Source organism: Gallibacterium anatis DSM 16844 = F 149 (assembly GCF_000379785.1).
Lineage (GTDB): Bacteria > Pseudomonadota > Gammaproteobacteria > Enterobacterales > Pasteurellaceae > Gallibacterium > Gallibacterium anatis.
Genome location: NZ_KB903714.1, coordinates 1 through 16,657, shown reverse-complemented (window position 1 = coordinate 16,657; position 16,657 = coordinate 1). Strand labels below are relative to the sequence as shown.

Genomic DNA, 16,657 nt, shown 5'->3' with positions numbered 1-16,657 from the left:
ACTTCATCACGAATGAAGTCAAAATCGATGGCTTTCGCGACTTTACGGACAAGGTGGTCTTTTGGAACGAGTTGTTCGAGACTTATCATCTCGATTTCATATTGGAGTGAGGGTGTATTTTTGAGCATAGGCATTTCCTTTTTTCGATATGCCTATTAGATCAAACCTCTAGAGGTATGTCTAGAGGTTTGTCAGCAGTCTGAGCATATGATCCATATGCCCTTTGGCCGCTAACAGAAACCCACCGACAACCGAAATAAGATTGCCGATGATAATTCCCGGTTTGGTTACTTGTAGGTAAGATTTAATCATAGTAAATCCTATTAGCCTGCCATCATATTGGCATTCAAACTCCACATAATCCAGATGGATAATGCTACCAATAATAGAATCACAATCGCGGTAAAAATAAATGATATGAGATTCCAGCGCCCATCTTCAGAAGTTCCCATATGCAAGAAACAGACAAGCTGAACAATTAGCTGTATCACTGCTGTAACGGCAATAATAACCAATAATGACATTTTGGACGCACTGCCGTTCATTACCATCAGGAATGGAATTAATGTCAAAATAACAGATAAACCGAAACCAATAAGATAGCTTTTAACACTACCGTATTCAGTAGCGGCATAATCGTGGTTATCGTAACTCATAGCAAGCTCCCCATTAAATAAACAACGGAAAAGACACAAATCCAAACAATGTCAAGGAAGTGCCAGAATAAACTTAAACACATTAGACGAGTACGGTTAACCGCAGATAAACCGCGTGTAACCACCTGAATCATCATCACCACCATCCAAATCAATCCGGCAGTAACGTGTAAACCGTGTGTACCGACTAGTGTAAAGAATCCGGAGAGGAAACCGCTACGATCAGGCCCTACACCTTGTGCAATCAAATGGTGGAACTCATTGATTTCCATACCAACGAAAGCCGCACCGAATAGGAAAGTCACAACTAACCATAATAAAACCTGCTTGGCATTATTGCGGTTCATTGCTAAAACAGCAAATCCATAAGTAATGGAACTGAACAGCAATAGGAAGGTTTCCACTAACACATAAGGTAACTCGAAAATATCTTTGCCGCTCGGTGCCCCTGCTGTACCTGGTAACAACACGATATAGGTTGCGAACAGACAAGAAAATAGAATCAAGTCGCTCATTAAATAAATCCAAAACCCGAAAACTTTAATCGGTCCAGTATCGTGGTGTCCTTGATGGACACCGTTATGTATTACAGTATTTGTTGACATTATTGCAGCCCTGCTTGAGATAATTCTTTAAAGTGTTTATTTTCAATCGTTTCAATTTGATCGACAGGAACATAATAATCCACATCTTGATCGAAACTTTTAGCAATCCAAGTAACAACCATACCGACGAAACTTACGATTGCTAACCACCAGATATGCCATATCATTGCGAAACCGAAAATCATAGTAAATACAGCAATGATGACACCCGCAGCAGTATTTTTCGGCATATGAATAGGGGCATAAGTTGTTGGTTTAGCATAAGCCACACCTTTTTCTTTGTTATCCCAAAAAGCATCACGATCTTCTACTCGAGGAGTCACCGCAAAATTATAGAAAGGCGGTGGTGAAGAAGTTGCCCATTCAAGAGTACGTCCGCCCCAAGGGTCACCGGTGGTATCTCTGTTTTTATTTCGATCACGGATCGATACACCAAGTTGAATAAACTGACAAGCAATACCCAAAGCAATAATCACCGCACCAAGTGCTGCTACACCGAGTAATGTATGATATTCAGGATCAATTTGTTGGCTTAAACGGCGAGTCATTCCCATAAAACCTAATGCATATAGCGGTAAAAACGCAACAATGAAACCGATTTGCCAGCACCAGAATGCACGCTTACCCCATTTTTCATTTAAAGTGAAACCGAATGCTTTAGGGAACCAGTAGTTCAATCCGGCAAAGAGACCGAACACCACACCACCGATAATAGTGTTATGGAAGTGAGCAATTAAGAATACGCTGCCGTGTAACACAAAGTCAGCAGCCGGTACTGCCAATAACACACCGGTCATTCCACCAATAGCAAAGGTCACAATAAAGCCAATGGTCCATAACATCGGTACGCTGAGTTTGATACGACCTTGATACATCGTGAACAGCCAGTTGAAAATTTTCACCCCTGTTGGAATGGAAATGATCATCGTTGCTATACCAAAGAAAGCATTAACATTTGCGCCTGATCCCATAGTAAAGAAATGGTGTAACCAAACGATGAAAGACAAGATAGTAATACATACTGTCGCCCACACCATTGAGGTATAACCAAACATTTTCTTACGAGAGAAAGTAGCTGTAACTTCCGCATAAACCCCAAACATAGGTAACACCAGAATATATACTTCCGGATGGCCCCACGCCCAGATTAAGTTGATATACATCATCATATTGCCACCCAAATCATTGGTGAAGAAATGGGTACCCAAATAACGATCTAATGTAAGTAAAGCAACGCTTGCGGTTAAAATCGGGAATGAAGTTAAAATCAACACGTTAGAACAGAAAGAAGCCCAACAGAAAATTGGCATTTTCATCAAGCTCATTCCCGGAGCACGCATTTTGAGGATAGTGGCAATAAAGTTAATCGCACTTAATGTTGTTCCTATACCCGATATCTGTAACGTCCAAATCCAATAATCGACGCCCACATCAGGACTATATTGCAGTTCCGACAATGGCGGATAAGCCAACCAACCGGTTTTAGCGAACTCACCAACCCCCAAAGAGAGGTTAATCAAAACCACACTAACAGCGGTAAACCAAAAGCCTAAATTGTTTAAAAACGGATACGCAACGTCACGAGCACCAATTTGCAACGGAATAACAATATTCATTAAACCGATCACAAACGGCATAGCAACGAAGAAAATCATAATAACACCGTGAGCCGTAAAGATTTGGTCATAGTGTTCCGGCGGTAAAAAGCCTGCGTAGCCCCCTGATGCTAAAAATTGCTGACTACGCATCATAATGGCATCGGCAAAACCACGTATTAACATAACAATGGCTAAAAAGATGTACATAATACCGATACGTTTATGGTCAACAGTCGTAATCCAGTCTCGCCATAACGGGCCCCACAATTTAAAATAAGTTAAAGCGATAATAACAGCAATACCGCCCAAAATAATACCGCTAACCGTTACCATCACAATAGGTTCATGAAACGGTATCGCGTCTAATGATAATTTTCCTAACATAGTTATATCCTTCGATGCTTATTTAACTATTCAGTAATTGCGACTGATGACTCATTATGCGAAATATGTGTGCTATGCCCTTGCATATCCGGCTTATGCATATGAGGACTACCAAATTTTGCCATAATGTCATAAAAGAGATTCGGAACTACACTGGAGAAATATTTCGGCTTATCATATTTACTCGGGATAGCTACTTGATTATATGCATCCATCGTGTTCAAAGAATCTGGTGACTGTTTCACTTTAGCGACCCAATCTGCAAAAGAGGCTTCATCCGGAGTAGCAATCGCATTGAATTTCATACCCGAAAATCCTGAACCACTATAACTTGCGGAAATACCTTTATAAGTACCGGGTTCATCAGCGATCAAATGTAGTTTAGTCTGCATACCAGCCATCGCATAAACTTGGCTACCTAATTGCGGAATGAAGAAAGAATTCATCACAGTATCTGAAGTGATTTTGAATTCTACGGGGGTATTTTGTGGGAAGGCAATTTCATTCACTGTCGCAATGCCTTGTTCAGGATAAATAAACAACCATTTCCAATCTAGGGAAACCACTTGAATAGTGATTGATTTATTCTCATGTTCTAATGGACGGTATGGATCAAGTGAATGGGTGGTTTTCCAAGTGATGGTTCCTAAAATAAGGATAATGATGACAGGAATTCCCCAAACCACCATTTCGATCTTATTGGAATGCGCCCAGTTTGGAGAGTATTTCTCTTTTACATTGCTTTCCCGATATTTTCTGGCAAATACGATTGCCATTATGATTACCGGAATCACGACAAGCAACATTAAACCGGTTGCAATCAGGATGAGATCACGCTCCGCCATCCCGATTTGACCTTTAGGATTGAGCAATACAGCATTCTCACAACCACTTAATAAAAAAGCGGCACAGATAAGTACCAAGCTCCATTTGGTCTGTTTACTACTCAGTTTCATAAAAAATAACCTCAATACAGAAACAAACTAAAGTTTTAGAGAATGAAGCACAAATGCTTAATGCCGGCAGACAAAATAATGGCAATTTAGCTTGTACAATCATTACTCTGCTTCTTCGGATTATATAAAAATGGGACGCCATATTAACATTTCATTCATATTTGTGTCACCAATTTTTATCACATTTTTATAACTTAATTATATTTTTTAATGTTATGTTTATTAAGTTAACATAGCTTAATAAATAATGAGGATTATACGGCTTGTACAAATAGCTAAAAACTTGCGCTTATACGCATTGATGGGAAGATCACGAAGATTTTTATGTTAAAAAAGAGTTAACAAGATGTATAAATAGAACAAAACAAAAAAGCCCGAAAGCAGATCACTTTCGGGCTCTATGAAAACGTCAAAGAATTAGCGACGTAAACCTAAACTTGTGATTAATTTAGTGTAACTTTCTAAGTTAGAACGTCTTAAATAATCCAATAATTTACGACGACGAGAAACCATCCCTAACAAACCACGACGACCATGGTGGTCTTTTTTGTGAACGGAAAAATGTTCTTGTAAGTGGTTAATTTGTGCAGTTAATAATGCAATTTGAACTTCTGGTGAACCAGTATCTTTTGCATCACGACCATACTCAGCGACGATTTTTGCTTTTGCTTCAGTGCTTAGAGACATAAATAAACTCCTAATAAAGTTAAATTAAAACACATCGTAGCCGATCTCTAATCCAGCCACGACAAGAGTCGCATATTCTACCTTTTTGCTATTGCAATAGCAAATATTTACCTGCATATTTCTGTGCTTAATTGGTTAATACAAATTCTTCCGGTTTTTCCGGTGGAATAATCTCAATTTCCGCACTATGCTGCACTCCGCGCGGCAATGAAGCGCCTCTACGACCTCGTTCGCCATAATAATGACTGATTTCTTTCGCATCCAAAGTCACTTTACGCTTACCGGAACGGAATATCAAAGAACTGCCCTCTTCAATCACAAATAATCTCACCAACAACTCCTCTCTTGCTTTTGCTTTCGCAGCAGGAATATTGATAATTTTATTTCCTTTTCCTTTCGATAACTGCGGCAATTCACTGAGCGGGAAGAGTAACATTTTGTTCGCTGAAGTAATCGCCACCAATAAAACCGATTTGTTTTCAATCACTACCGGAGGCAACACTTTGGCATTTTCAGGTAATGAAATCGCCGCTTTACCGGCTTTATTACGCGTGATTAAATCTTCCGCATTGCAGACAAAACCATAACCGGCATCTGATGCCATTAAGAGTGCTTGCTCTGCTTTCGGCATCAATAGCTGTTCTATCATTGCGCCTGCCGGCAACATTAATTTACCGGTGATCGGTTCGCCTTGTGAACGAGCAGACGGCAAGGATAACGGATCCAAACTGTAACTCCGCCCTGTGCTATCAAGGAAAATCACCTGTTGATTAGAACGACCGCAAACGTGAGCCAGATAATTATCTCCTGCCTTATAACTTAAACTTTGTGGATCAATATCATGCCCTTTGGCGCAACGCACCCATCCCATTTCAGAGAGGATCACCGTTACCGGTTCTACCGGCACCAAAGCACTTTCAGAGATTGCTTTTGCCTCTTCACGCTCAACAATTTTCGATAATCTCGGGCTGGCATACGTTTTTGCATCTTGCTCAATCTCTTTTTTGATCAATTGGTTCAAATTTTTATCCGAAGATAATATTTTTTCCAACTGTTTGCGTTCCTGCTCTAACTGTTTCTGCTCCGCTCTTAATTCAGTTTCTTCCAATTTCGCTAAATGACGTAAACGTAAATTCAGAATCGCTTCCGCCTGCTCTTCTGATAAGGCAAATCTCGACATTAACTCCTGTTTAGGTTCATCTTCATTGCGAATAATATGAATAACTTCATCAATATTTAAGAAAGCAATCAACAACCCGTCTAGAATATGTAGTCTTGATAACACTTTATCCAAACGATATTGCAAGCGACGAGTGACCGTTTGACGACGGAAACTGAGCCATTCCGTTAAAATCGTATATAAATTTTTCACTGCCGGTTTACGATCTAAACCGATCATATTCATATTGACACGACAACTTTTTTCTAAATCCGTAGTAGCAAACAGATGCGCCATGAGTTCATTTTCATCAACTCGATTAGAACGTGGAACAATCACCAATCTGGTTGGATTTTCGTGATCCGATTCATCTTTAATATCATCTACCATCGGCAATTTCTTATTGCGCATCTGTGTCGCAATCTGCTCAATAATTTTAGCGCCTGAAGCCTGATAAGGCAGTGCGGTAATCACAATTTCGCCATCCTCTTTACTCCATACCGCCCGCATTTTTAGTGAGCCTTTGCCATTCAGATAGATTTTTCGCAAATCCTCTTTCGGTGTAATAATCTCCGCCTCTGTTGGGAAATCCGGTGCTTTAACAATATCCAATACTTCATCCATTGAGGCATCCGGATTCTCCAACAATAAAATTAATGCTTGGGCAATCTCATTAATATTATGCGGAGGAATATCGGTCGCCATCCCCACAGCAATTCCGGTAGTACCGTTCAATAAAATATGCGGTAATCTTGCCGGCAAATATTGTGGCTCATCAAGAGTACCGTCAAAATTTGGTTGATAATCGACCGTTCCCTGCCCCAATTCCGAAAGCAATAATTCTGAAATTTTTGATAAACGAGATTCGGTATAACGCATTGCCGCAAAAGATTTCGGGTCGTCCGGTGCTCCCCAGTTTCCTTGTCCATCAACCAATGGATAACGATAAGAAAACGGCTGTGCCATCAGTACCATTGCTTCATAACAAGCGGTATCGCCGTGCGGATGGAATTTACCCAGTACATCACCGACCGTACGCGCCGATTTTTTATACTTCGCACTCGCATTCAAACCTAATTCGGACATCGCATAAATAATGCGGCGCTGCACCGGTTTTAAACCATCACCGATAAATGGCAACGCACGATCCATAATCACATACATTGAATAATTGAGGTACGCATTCTCCGTAAAATGCCCTATCGGCATCTGCTCAACGCCTTCGTAATTAATTGTACTCATCTCTCTTTACCAAACTTAAACGTTTAACTCTGCGTGATCGCCTTTTTCTTGTAACCAATTTTTTCGATCATCCGCACGTTTTTTCGCCAAAAGCATATCTAACATTTCTAATGTATGATCCGCCTCGTCATCACTGCCTTGATTCGGTTGATACACCAACTGAACTAAGCGACGTGTATTCGGATCCATTGTGGTTTCGCGTAATTGCAAAGGATTCATCTCACCCAAACCTTTAAAACGCTGCACATTAATTTTGCCTTTTTTAGATTTTAGGCGTTCCAAAATGGCCTCTTTTTCATTTTCATCCAAGGCATAATGCACCTCTTTACCTAAATCAATACGGTACAACGGCGGCATCGCAACATAAACGTGCCCCTCTTCCACCAATTTAGGGAAATGACGCAAAAACAATGCACATAATAAGGTGGCAATATGCAAACCGTCCGAATCCGCATCCGCTAGAATGCACACCTTGCCATAGCGTAATTGCGATAAATCATCAGTATCGGGATCAATGCCTAACGCCACAGCGATATCGTGAATTTCTTGTGAGCCCAACACTTGATCGCCAGCCACTTCCCAAGTGTTAAGGATTTTTCCGCGTAATGGCAAAATCGCCTGATACTCTCGATCACGTGCCTGTTTTGCCGAACCGCCGGCAGAATCGCCCTCCACCAAAAACAGCTCGGTACGACTCAAATCCTGTTGGGTACAGTCTGCCAATTTTCCGGGCAATGCCGGACCGCTCACCAATTTTTTACGCACGACTTTTTTCGCACTGCGTAAGCGACGTTGTGCCGAAGCAATCGCCATTTCTGCCAACTGCTCCGCTTGTTGAATATTCTGATTAAGCCATAAACTAAAACTATCTTTGACAACACCGCTAACAAACACCGCACTCTGACGAGAAGATAAACGCTCTTTTGTCTGTCCGGCAAATTGCGGATCCTGCATTTTTAACGACAAAATATAAGCACAGCGCTCCCAAATATCATCCGCCGTTAACTTAACGCCACGCGGTAATAAATTGCGGAATTCACAAAATTCTCGCATTGCATCCAACAAACCTTGGCGCAAACCATTGACGTGCGTGCCTCCTAGTGGTGTAGGAATCAGATTAACATAACTCTCGCCAATGATATTCCCACCCTCCGGTAACCAGAATAACGCCCAATTCACCGCTTCAGTATCACTTTTAAATTCGCCGATAAACGGTTGTTCCGGCAAAGTTGCCACGCCATCAACGGCTTCTAATAAGTAATCAGAAAGCCCATCCTGATAACACCAACGCTCTTCCGTTTGATTAACTTTATCAATAAATTTTATTTCCAATCCCGGACAAAGTACCGCTTTCGCGCGTAATAAATGACGAAGACGTGAAACAGAGAATTTTGCTGAATCAAAATATTTTGCATTAGGCCAAAATCTTACTGCCGTACCGGTTGTGCGTCTGCCGCAAGTGCCGACCACTTCCAGCTCTTCTATTTTTTTACCGTCGGCGAAGGCAATATGATAAATTTCACCATTGCGTTTAACAGAAACATCAACGCGTGCAGAGAGTGCATTTACAACTGAAATTCCCACTCCGTGTAAACCACCGGCAAACTGGTAATTTTTATTTGAGAATTTTCCACCGGCGTGCAGTTTGGTTAAGATCAGCTCAATACCGGAAATTTTTTCTACAGGATGAATATCAACCGGCATTCCTCGCCCATTATCAATCACCTCTAACGATTGATCCTGATACAGAATAACCTCAATTTTAGTCGCATAACCGGCTAAAGCCTCATCGACACTATTATCAATAACTTCTTGACCAAGATGATTAGGACGGGTGGTATCAGTATACATTCCGGGGCGCAACTGCACCGGTTCGAGATCCTTGAGAACGGTTATATCATTCGCATTATAAATATTTTCACTCATCTTTTTTTCTGTCGCTGTTGATCACAAAGCGCAAATTCTAGCATTTTTTTTACAGCGAACAAAGACGCACCCTGCCCCGTATTTATTCAGCTATGCCGTTGCTACGTAAAGCACAATCAAAAAATAGAGTGAAATAACGAACTCAATTAAACCAATCTGTTTTACCGATAACTTATATTTCGGCAAAAAAATCGCGCGTAACATCGGTAGCAGATAAGCCAAAGCGATACCAATATTAACGAACAAGCCAATAACGACACAAAGTGTATGAAACACACAGGAGAGATAATAATAACGAGGATTTTTGCGCTCGCGCATTACGCTCTTCACATATAAAGTCGTACCGACAAAGAAGAGTGTCGGATAAAGCGCGATTGAAAGCATATTTTGATCCCACTTTTGTTGCGAAAAGAAATAAGCCGCCATTCCGGCAATCGCAAAAATCAAAATAGCAGCAATATCATTCAGTAATGCCCGCTCATTTTTCTGTTTTGTATAGTAAATATTGATTAAACCAAACGGTAGCATCGCACCTAAAAAGTAGAGAATACGAGGGTTATACCACAATGGTAAAACGGCAAACAGCAAACTCGCGCCACCATAAATAAATGTCCAACGGCGATACAGCGCCAAATTTCTGCCTTTAAATAACGCCAGAAACGGATAGGTCATCAAATAGAGTGAAAACCAAGCAAGCAGAAGAAGCCAATGCAACCAAATCGGTTTAGAAAGCAGCATTCCATACAAAAACGGTAGCAGCGCCATCACAATCGCACCGTGTTGATTAGAAATTAATGGTTTCATTAAAAGCTCCTTAATGGTTGAAACATCGCTCTTCGGGGCGGTAGAATGTGCCTCATTTTCAGGAAGTTGCCGCTTCCGAATCAGAGGACATATATTCTGTTAATGAAAACCCATTTTACCCTTAAAATAATTTATCAGATATAACTTAAAGGAGTGCTTTATGAGTGAAATTAAACATATTGATGCTGGTAACCGCTTATCGGAAGCCACTATTTACGCAGGAATTGTCTATCTGGCAGGACAAGTGGCAGAAGATTCATCATTGAATGCCTATGAGCAAACGCAACAGGTGTTACAGCTTATCGACATTTTATTGGAAAAAAGCGGTTCAGATAAATCTCGTATTTTACGCGCTGAAATTTTCTTAGCCGATATGAATGACTATGCTGAAATGAACCGCGCTTGGGATCAATGGGTCGTTGTTGGCAAAGCACCTGCACGTTCCACCGTTGAAGCAAAACTTGCCGATCCGAACTGGAAAGTGGAGATTGTGATTACTGCGGCGTGTAAATAACGGCTTCTTATGCCATAATAAACGCTTTCTAATTTATACAATACTGAAATCATTAATTCCTATGCCGTTTATTGAAAACTTTCCTATTTATATGCAGTTTTTTATTGGATTATTTGCCGTCACCAATCCGGTCGGATCATTACCTATTTTTATGAGTATGACCAGTAGCCAATATGAAGCCGAACGCCAAAAAACAATGTTGGTGACCTCCACTGCCATCGGTGTAGTTTTACTTACCAGCCTGTTTGTTGGTCAAGCATTGCTTAATTTTTTCAGTATTTCCATTAATTCTTTCCGTATCGCCGGTGGTCTGCTTGTTATTTCCATTGCAATGACAATGATCAGCGGTAAATTAGGTGAAGAAAAACAAAATAAAGAAGAACGCGCCACCAATTTTTCTGAAAATGAAAGTATTGCCGTTGTACCGCTTGCTATGCCATTAATTGCCGGCCCGGGTGCTATCAGCTCAACCATCGTCTGGGCTTCACGTTATAACAGTTGGATCGATTGGCTGGGCTTCGCAATCGCAATTTTAATTTTTTCGCTGATGTGTTATGCCATTTTCCGTTCCGGTCCAATGATTATGAAATATCTCGGTAAAACCGGCAGCAATGTAGTCACACGTATTATGGGCTTAATTCTAATGTCGCTCGGTATTGAGATCTGCGTTGCCGGTATCTCTAATTTATTCCCGGGGTTATTACACTGATGTGGCATAAATTGTTAAGTAAAAGTAGTTTTATTATTTATGCACTACTGTCAATAGTAAGTTGTGATCAACAACACCCTTCACAAACAACAACTACAACCACAGAAAATAGTACACCTTCTCGACAAACACTTATTCGCGGAGGTGAATTTTCCCATTTCCAACTCAATCCACAACAGGTCACCGATCTGCAAAACAGTGCGATAATTTATGATCTTTATGAAGGGTTAGTAAGCTACGATCTGCACGGTAATATTATTCCCGCCGTTGCTCAATCTTGGCAAACAAAAGATAACAAAGTTTGGTTGTTTACTTTACGCAATAATGCCAAATGGTCGGATGGTTCTGCCGTAACTGCCGCCGATTTTGTGAACAGCTGGCAAAATTTATTTATAGAAAATTCACCGTCAGCGCCGTATTTAGCTTTTATTGCTATTAAAAATGCAAAGGCCGTTCTGCAGAAACAACTTGAACCAGCAGCATTGGGCATAACTGCTCCGGATGAGTACCATTTGCAAATTGAGCTGGACAAAGCAAATGCCAATTTCCCCTTAATGTTGGCACATATTTCCTTATTACCGATAAAAAATGCGCTCCATAACGGTGCTTATACGTTGCACAGCCTTGATGAAAACAGAGTAATCTTAACGCGTAATCCCTTTTATTGGCATAAATCGCACGTTTCTTTTCAAAATGTCGAATATTGGCGGACAAATCTCACCTCAAAAGCGATTGATCTAATGTTAAATGCCAATAATGATAGCTTACAAACCGTACCAAAATTATGCAGTTACTATTATGAATTGAATCCACATCACCATACTTTGAAAAACAGTGTGGTAAGACAAGCATTAGTGAGCCTAATTTCCAGTAAAAGTGCAATTGACGGCGTGAATATTACCGGCAAAGCCAGTGCAAACTTATTACCTTCATCAATGTTATTAAGCGCCTATTTCAATTCAGCACCGCCGGAACAGCTATTACAACAGGCAGGTATCTCTATTCAACATCCATTACATTTAAATCTAACCGTTGATAACAACCCGGTAAATCTTGCCATAGCACAAAATTTAGTGCGTCAGTTTTCTCAATCAGATTTAATCAGAGCAGGTATTCAAGCGAAGACTCAGCAGGAATGGGCGTTGTTGCATAGCCAACAGCAATTTCAACTGATTCGTAGTGGTTGGTGTGCCGATTACAATGATATTTCCGCCTTTTTAAACAATTTTCACTCGAAAAGCCCGGATAACTTAATGCATTATCATAACGAAAAAGTGGATCACTGGTTGGAACAGGCAATGTTGGAAACAGAAAATGAAAAACGGCAACAAATTTATCAGCAGGTTCTTGATACGCTGACAACCGATGCCGTTATTTTGCCAATTTATCACTATTATTTACCGGTCAAAATTGCTGCCGATATTGCCGGTTATGATTTAAACAATCCAACGCAAATTTTTTACAGCAAAGATCTCTATCGTTCCGTGCAATAAAAATGCGATCACCTTGATCGCATTTTCTCTTGATAATAAGGTTATTTCACCGGCGGTTTAACATCCGGACGTGATTCCGGTTTTTCTAATTCAGGAAATTCTTTTTGTTTACTGTTTGCTAAAACCTGTGCTATTTCTTGTGCCTGTTTATCTAAATGTAATGCGGCATAAGCCTGTTGCAACATTGGCAATGCTTTATAAGCATAACTTGTATCCGGATATAAACGGAGCAAATTATCTTGAATTCGATTCACCACCGCAACGTAAGCATCACGTTTCTGATAAAATTCCGCAATTTCATATTGATGTTTTGCCAAACTTTCACGAATATAGCTCATTCGTTGTTTCGCATCCGGCGTATATTCACTGTTCGGGAAATAACGCACTAAGGTTTCAAAGTTATGATAAGCATCTTCTCTTGGCTTAGTTTCACGTGAAGAACGTTCCACACCGAAGAAATCTTGGAATAAATTATCCCCCAACGCCATATTGGTTAAACCGGCAATATATAACACATAATCCAAATGAGGACCTTGCGGATATTTTTGCAAATAACGCTCCGCTGTCGACAAAGTATTCACATAATCTTCATTACGGTAATAGGCATAAATTAAATTTAAATCTGCCTGTTGTGCATATTCGCCATATGGAAAACGATTATCCGTAGCTTCAAGATAACGGATTGCTTGACGATAATTCTCATCCTGCAAATATTCTTGAGCTTTTTGATATAGTTCACTCACCGGAGCCTGCTCAACCTGCTCTTTAGAGGAGTTGGAACAAGCTGATAATACCAAAGCGGATAAAGCAGTCACAGCAATTACTTTTATCTTATTCATATGCATCTAAATCCTTAATTTTTATTAGGTGAATTGCACAACAATTACACAATTCTTGATTCGATCTATAAACTCGTGAACAGTTAAGGTAAAATCACGACTTTAACTCTATTGGTTGCTGTTATTGTATAGTGTATCAGCAAATAATTAAATGTTTATATTACTGGAATTAATACCACGATGGAACACAAAAAATTAACAGCAGAGGTTCAACCTCATCAATTAGGTCAACGTTTAGACCAAACTTTAGCGGAATTGTTTCCGGAATATTCACGTTCTCGCATAAAAACGTGGATCGAAGCCGGTTTAGTACAGGTGGATGATAAGATTGTCACCGTACCGAAAGAAAAAGTGTTCGGTACGGAACAGATTATTATGCAAGCAGAAATTGAAGAAGATACTCGGTTTACACCACAAAATATTCCGCTGGATATTGTATATGAAGATGAGCATATTCTCGTCATTAATAAAAGCAAAGATCTTGTTGTTCATCCGGGTGCCGGCAACCCCGATAATACCGTATTAAACGCTCTTTTATATCATTATCCGCCGATTGCGGAAGTGCCGCGCGCCGGAATTGTGCACCGTTTAGACAAAGACACCACCGGTTTAATGGTGGTTGCAAAAACAATAGAGGCACAAACCAAATTGGTTCGTGCGTTACAAAAACGACAAATTACTCGTGAGTACGAAGCCATTGCCAGCGGTATTATGACGAAAGGAGGAACGGTTGATCAGCCAATGGCGCGCCATCCTACCAAGCGCACACATATGGCGGTACATCCATTAGGCAAACCGGCGGTCACTCACTATCGCATTATGGAGCGTTTTCGTAATTACACTCGCTTAAGATTGCGACTTGAAACCGGACGTACGCACCAAATTCGCGTACATATGGCATATATCGCGCATCCGTTACTTGGCGATCAAACTTATGGCGGACGCCCTAAACCACCAAAAGGGGCAAGTGAAGCATTATTAACCGTATTACGACAATTCCAACGTCAAGCACTGCACGCTATTATGTTACGTTTAGAACATCCGATTAGCGGTGAATTAATGGAGTGGTATGCACCATTGCCGGATGACTTTGTCACATTAGTCAATGCACTAAAAGCAGATTACGAACTACACAAAGATGAGTTAGATTATTGATGGACGCAATTTACCCAAATTGGCAAGTGCTGAATAATATTCACGCCTTAAGTACTCTACGTAGCGGCGGTTATAGCTGCGGTGCTTATGCCGGTATGAATTTAGGCGATCACGTTGGCGATACCGCAGAAATCGTTGCTAAAAATCGACAATTGTTGGTAGAACAATTTCAATTGCCGCAATCACCAACTTTTCTCACGCAAATACACAGCAATCTTGTTAAAAGATTGCCTCTTAACAGCGAAGATAAAACCGCAGATGCCTGTTACAGCAACCAACCTAATCAAGTCTGCCTCATTATGACAGCAGATTGCTTACCGGTTATTTTTGCTGCCGACAATGGTCAAGAAGTTGCCGCTGCCCACGCCGGTTGGCGAGGGTTAGCCAACGGTATTTTAGAAAATACCCTGCACTGCTTTAACGCGCCGGCAGATAAAATTAAAGTCTGGCTTGCTCCGGCTATCAGTGCCAAAGCATTTCAAGTCGGGCAGGATGTTTATGATTCCTTTTGTTTAAATAATGAAACGGCAAAACAGGCGTTTAAGATTGATGACCAAAATCAAGGTAAATATTTTGCAGATATTTATCAATTAGCAAGAATTCGTCTACAACAGGCAGGCGTGCTATCTAAAAATATTAGTGGTGGCGAATATTGCACTTATTCCGATCCGGAAAAATTTTATTCTTATCGTCGCGATAAAATTACAGGAAGAATGGCAACATTAATTTGGTTTGAAGATAAATAACTCTCGTTTAGGGAATTCATAAATGACTTTTTATTTAAACTTTCTCTTTGTTCTCACCATTTTATTTTTTTATTTTGTTTTTCAAACCACATTGATTAGAAAATATATGGTGAAAAGTTTCATCGATACGGATTTATTGCAAGATCCTCAAAATTACCGTTCATTTTCTCGTATGTGGAGAATGGGGTATCGCTATGATGCCAAAATCAGTGCAATAATTATTGCTGTTCCATTTATTATTGGTTCAGTTTTAATCGCATTTTCGCTTTATCAAGCGACAATTAGCTTATTCAGTTTCTATATTTTTCTAATTTCATTACTCTTTACCGGCATTAATATCGGTAACTATTTTTACTTTAAAACCTATAAAAGCTATTACAATATTTTTATGTTTGGTATTGTCGAAGATGATACTAAAGCCGTCTTAAATAATATTTGGGAAGATTATCCTATTATTAAACTTTTAGTCCTCACTATTCTCGCTGCCATTTTTCCTACATCCATTTTTATTTACATTCTCTCTCAACAGCCTTTAGTAATAGAAAATTATAGTACGTTGATTACTATTACTTTTGGCTTAATCAGTCTTATTTATCTCGCTTATGCAGCCCGAGGATATTTTTTCACCCATCCGTTAGCCAAAATGCACGCTCAAGTTTCCTCATTAAGTATTATTAATCAAATGGTGCCGAATGGCATTATTGCAATGAAATGGGCCTTTGAAGATCGAAAACGTGACATTCAATTCTCAGCCGTTGATAAAAAACAGGGTTCAAAATTAATCAAACAATTTACAAAAATTATTCCGACAACCCAATGTTTCGAGTACGAAAATCCTCAACAATTTTTTATTGATAAAACTGAAAAAAATACTTTTTTGCAACAAAACCCACCACATATTGTGATCTGCCCCCGAAAAGTTAGACTGCTATTTTAAGGACTGAATTCTGTATTGAACAGGACTCAGTCCATTTAATCTTAATTGTATTCTTTCCTCATTGTAATAACGAACATATTCTTTGATAACGGATTCAAGTTCTTCAATACTTTCGAAAGTTTTGCCATAAAAACATTCTACTTTCATTCGACCAAAGAAACTCTCCATTGCAGCATTATCTAAACAATTTCCTTTCCTCGACATACTCTGCACAATATTGTGCTGAGCGAGTAACTGTTGATAACTT

16 protein-coding genes are annotated in these 16,657 nt (G+C 39.9%); 6 read left to right on the top strand and 10 right to left on the bottom strand.

Going from position 1 to position 16,657, the window contains the following annotated elements; all coding sequences use genetic code 11:
- Positions 1-323 precede the first annotated feature (323 nt).
- The 8 genes from cyoD to A3EO_RS0108390 form a co-directional block, all read right to left on the bottom strand.
- A complete protein-coding gene (cyoD, locus tag A3EO_RS0108430; protein WP_018346801.1) occupies positions 324-656 on the bottom strand; it encodes a cytochrome o ubiquinol oxidase subunit IV in 333 nt (110 codons plus the stop codon).
- Positions 653-1,261 carry a cytochrome o ubiquinol oxidase subunit III gene (locus A3EO_RS0108425; RefSeq protein ID WP_018346800.1) on the bottom strand — a complete coding sequence of 203 codons (609 nt, stop codon included), beginning with the start codon at positions 1,259-1,261 and terminating at the stop codon, positions 653-655. Before A3EO_RS0108425 ends, cyoD begins: the two co-directional genes overlap by 4 nt.
- On the bottom strand, positions 1,261-3,243 hold the full coding sequence (gene cyoB, locus A3EO_RS0108420; protein ID WP_018346799.1) for a cytochrome o ubiquinol oxidase subunit I: 1,983 nt from the start codon (positions 3,241-3,243) through the stop codon (positions 1,261-1,263). Before cyoB ends, A3EO_RS0108425 begins: the two co-directional genes overlap by 1 nt.
- Before the next feature lie 26 nt (positions 3,244-3,269).
- On the bottom strand, positions 3,270-4,199 hold the full coding sequence (gene cyoA / locus A3EO_RS0108415; RefSeq protein WP_018346798.1) for a ubiquinol oxidase subunit II: 930 nt from the start codon (positions 4,197-4,199) through the stop codon (positions 3,270-3,272).
- Between the two features lie 417 nt (positions 4,200-4,616).
- Positions 4,617-4,886 (bottom strand): 30S ribosomal protein S15, encoded by a 270-nt coding sequence (gene rpsO, locus A3EO_RS0108405; RefSeq protein WP_013746802.1) that lies wholly within the window; start codon positions 4,884-4,886, stop codon positions 4,617-4,619.
- Between the two features lie 127 nt (positions 4,887-5,013).
- On the bottom strand, positions 5,014-7,287 hold the full coding sequence (gene parC, locus A3EO_RS0108400; protein ID WP_026211070.1) for a DNA topoisomerase IV subunit A: 2,274 nt from the start codon (positions 7,285-7,287) through the stop codon (positions 5,014-5,016).
- A gap of 15 nt (positions 7,288-7,302) precedes the next feature.
- Positions 7,303-9,213, bottom strand: a complete 1,911-nt coding sequence (gene parE / locus A3EO_RS0108395) for a DNA topoisomerase IV subunit B (protein ID WP_018346796.1) — start codon at positions 9,211-9,213, stop codon at positions 7,303-7,305.
- A gap of 90 nt (positions 9,214-9,303) precedes the next feature.
- Entirely contained in the window at positions 9,304-10,017 is a 714-nt protein-coding gene (locus A3EO_RS0108390; protein ID WP_018346795.1) for a YwiC-like family protein, read from the bottom strand.
- A gap of 160 nt (positions 10,018-10,177) precedes the next feature.
- Between A3EO_RS0108390 and A3EO_RS0108385 the strand changes: the two genes are divergently transcribed.
- The 3 genes from A3EO_RS0108385 to A3EO_RS0108375 all read left to right on the top strand — a co-directional run bounded on the left by A3EO_RS0108385 (position 10,178) and on the right by A3EO_RS0108375 (position 12,733).
- On the top strand, positions 10,178-10,531 hold the full coding sequence (locus A3EO_RS0108385) for a RidA family protein (protein ID WP_018346794.1): 354 nt from the start codon (positions 10,178-10,180) through the stop codon (positions 10,529-10,531).
- A 61-nt stretch (positions 10,532-10,592) separates the two neighbouring features.
- Entirely contained in the window at positions 10,593-11,240 is a 648-nt protein-coding gene (locus A3EO_RS0108380; protein ID WP_018346793.1) for a YchE family NAAT transporter, read from the top strand.
- Positions 11,240-12,733: a peptide ABC transporter substrate-binding protein gene (locus A3EO_RS0108375; protein ID WP_018346792.1), complete on the top strand. Its 1,494-nt coding sequence runs from the start codon at positions 11,240-11,242 to the stop codon at positions 12,731-12,733. Before A3EO_RS0108380 ends, A3EO_RS0108375 begins: the two co-directional genes overlap by 1 nt.
- 41 nt (positions 12,734-12,774) lie before the next feature.
- On the opposite strand, the gene A3EO_RS0108370 is transcribed toward A3EO_RS0108375, so the two are convergent.
- Positions 12,775-13,572 (bottom strand): outer membrane protein assembly factor BamD, encoded by a 798-nt coding sequence (locus A3EO_RS0108370; protein ID WP_026211069.1) that lies wholly within the window; start codon positions 13,570-13,572, stop codon positions 12,775-12,777.
- A 180-nt stretch (positions 13,573-13,752) separates the two neighbouring features.
- On the opposite strand from A3EO_RS0108370, the gene rluD reads away from it, so the two are divergent.
- Genes rluD through A3EO_RS0108355 form a run of 3 tightly spaced genes read left to right on the top strand, consistent with a single transcriptional unit; the run spans position 13,753 to position 16,410 of the window.
- Positions 13,753-14,727 carry a 23S rRNA pseudouridine(1911/1915/1917) synthase RluD gene (gene rluD / locus A3EO_RS0108365; protein ID WP_018346790.1) on the top strand — a complete coding sequence of 325 codons (975 nt, stop codon included), beginning with the start codon at positions 13,753-13,755 and terminating at the stop codon, positions 14,725-14,727.
- A complete protein-coding gene (pgeF, locus tag A3EO_RS0108360) occupies positions 14,727-15,473 on the top strand; it encodes a peptidoglycan editing factor PgeF (RefSeq protein ID WP_018346789.1) in 747 nt (248 codons plus the stop codon). Before rluD ends, pgeF begins: the two co-directional genes overlap by 1 nt.
- A 22-nt stretch (positions 15,474-15,495) precedes the next feature.
- A complete protein-coding gene (locus A3EO_RS0108355; protein WP_018346788.1) occupies positions 15,496-16,410 on the top strand; it encodes an LTA synthase family protein in 915 nt (304 codons plus the stop codon).
- Here A3EO_RS0108355 and A3EO_RS0108350 read toward each other — a convergent pair.
- Positions 16,402-16,657 (bottom strand): IS3 family transposase (locus A3EO_RS0108350; protein ID WP_018346787.1); only part of this gene is annotated, 256 nt, incomplete at its 5' end. The genes A3EO_RS0108355 and A3EO_RS0108350 overlap by 9 nt on opposite strands.

What these genes read in the sequence shown, in the direction of transcription:
- cyoD (WP_018346801.1), bottom strand. Translation starts at nt 656, where the DNA reads ATGAGTTACGATAACCACGATTATGCCGCTACTGAATACGGTAGTGTT.
- A3EO_RS0108425 (WP_018346800.1), bottom strand. Translation starts at nt 1,261, where the DNA reads ATGTCAACAAATACTGTAATACATAACGGTGTCCATCAAGGACACCAC.
- cyoB (WP_018346799.1), bottom strand. Translation starts at nt 3,243, where the DNA reads ATGTTAGGAAAATTATCATTAGACGCGATACCGTTTCATGAACCTATT.
- cyoA (WP_018346798.1), bottom strand. Translation starts at nt 4,199, where the DNA reads ATGAAACTGAGTAGTAAACAGACCAAATGGAGCTTGGTACTTATCTGT.
- rpsO (WP_013746802.1), bottom strand. Translation starts at nt 4,886, where the DNA reads ATGTCTCTAAGCACTGAAGCAAAAGCAAAAATCGTCGCTGAGTATGGT.
- parC (WP_026211070.1), bottom strand. Translation starts at nt 7,287, where the DNA reads ATGAGTACAATTAATTACGAAGGCGTTGAGCAGATGCCGATAGGGCAT.
- parE (WP_018346796.1), bottom strand. Translation starts at nt 9,213, where the DNA reads ATGAGTGAAAATATTTATAATGCGAATGATATAACCGTTCTCAAGGAT.
- A3EO_RS0108390 (WP_018346795.1), bottom strand. Translation starts at nt 10,017, where the DNA reads ATGAAACCATTAATTTCTAATCAACACGGTGCGATTGTGATGGCGCTG.
- A3EO_RS0108385 (WP_018346794.1), top strand. Translation starts at nt 10,178, where the DNA reads ATGAGTGAAATTAAACATATTGATGCTGGTAACCGCTTATCGGAAGCC.
- A3EO_RS0108380 (WP_018346793.1), top strand. Translation starts at nt 10,593, where the DNA reads ATGCCGTTTATTGAAAACTTTCCTATTTATATGCAGTTTTTTATTGGA.
- A3EO_RS0108375 (WP_018346792.1), top strand. Translation starts at nt 11,240, where the DNA reads ATGTGGCATAAATTGTTAAGTAAAAGTAGTTTTATTATTTATGCACTA.
- A3EO_RS0108370 (WP_026211069.1), bottom strand. Translation starts at nt 13,572, where the DNA reads ATGAATAAGATAAAAGTAATTGCTGTGACTGCTTTATCCGCTTTGGTA.
- rluD (WP_018346790.1), top strand. Translation starts at nt 13,753, where the DNA reads ATGGAACACAAAAAATTAACAGCAGAGGTTCAACCTCATCAATTAGGT.
- pgeF (WP_018346789.1), top strand. Translation starts at nt 14,727, where the DNA reads ATGGACGCAATTTACCCAAATTGGCAAGTGCTGAATAATATTCACGCC.
- A3EO_RS0108355 (WP_018346788.1), top strand. Translation starts at nt 15,496, where the DNA reads ATGACTTTTTATTTAAACTTTCTCTTTGTTCTCACCATTTTATTTTTT.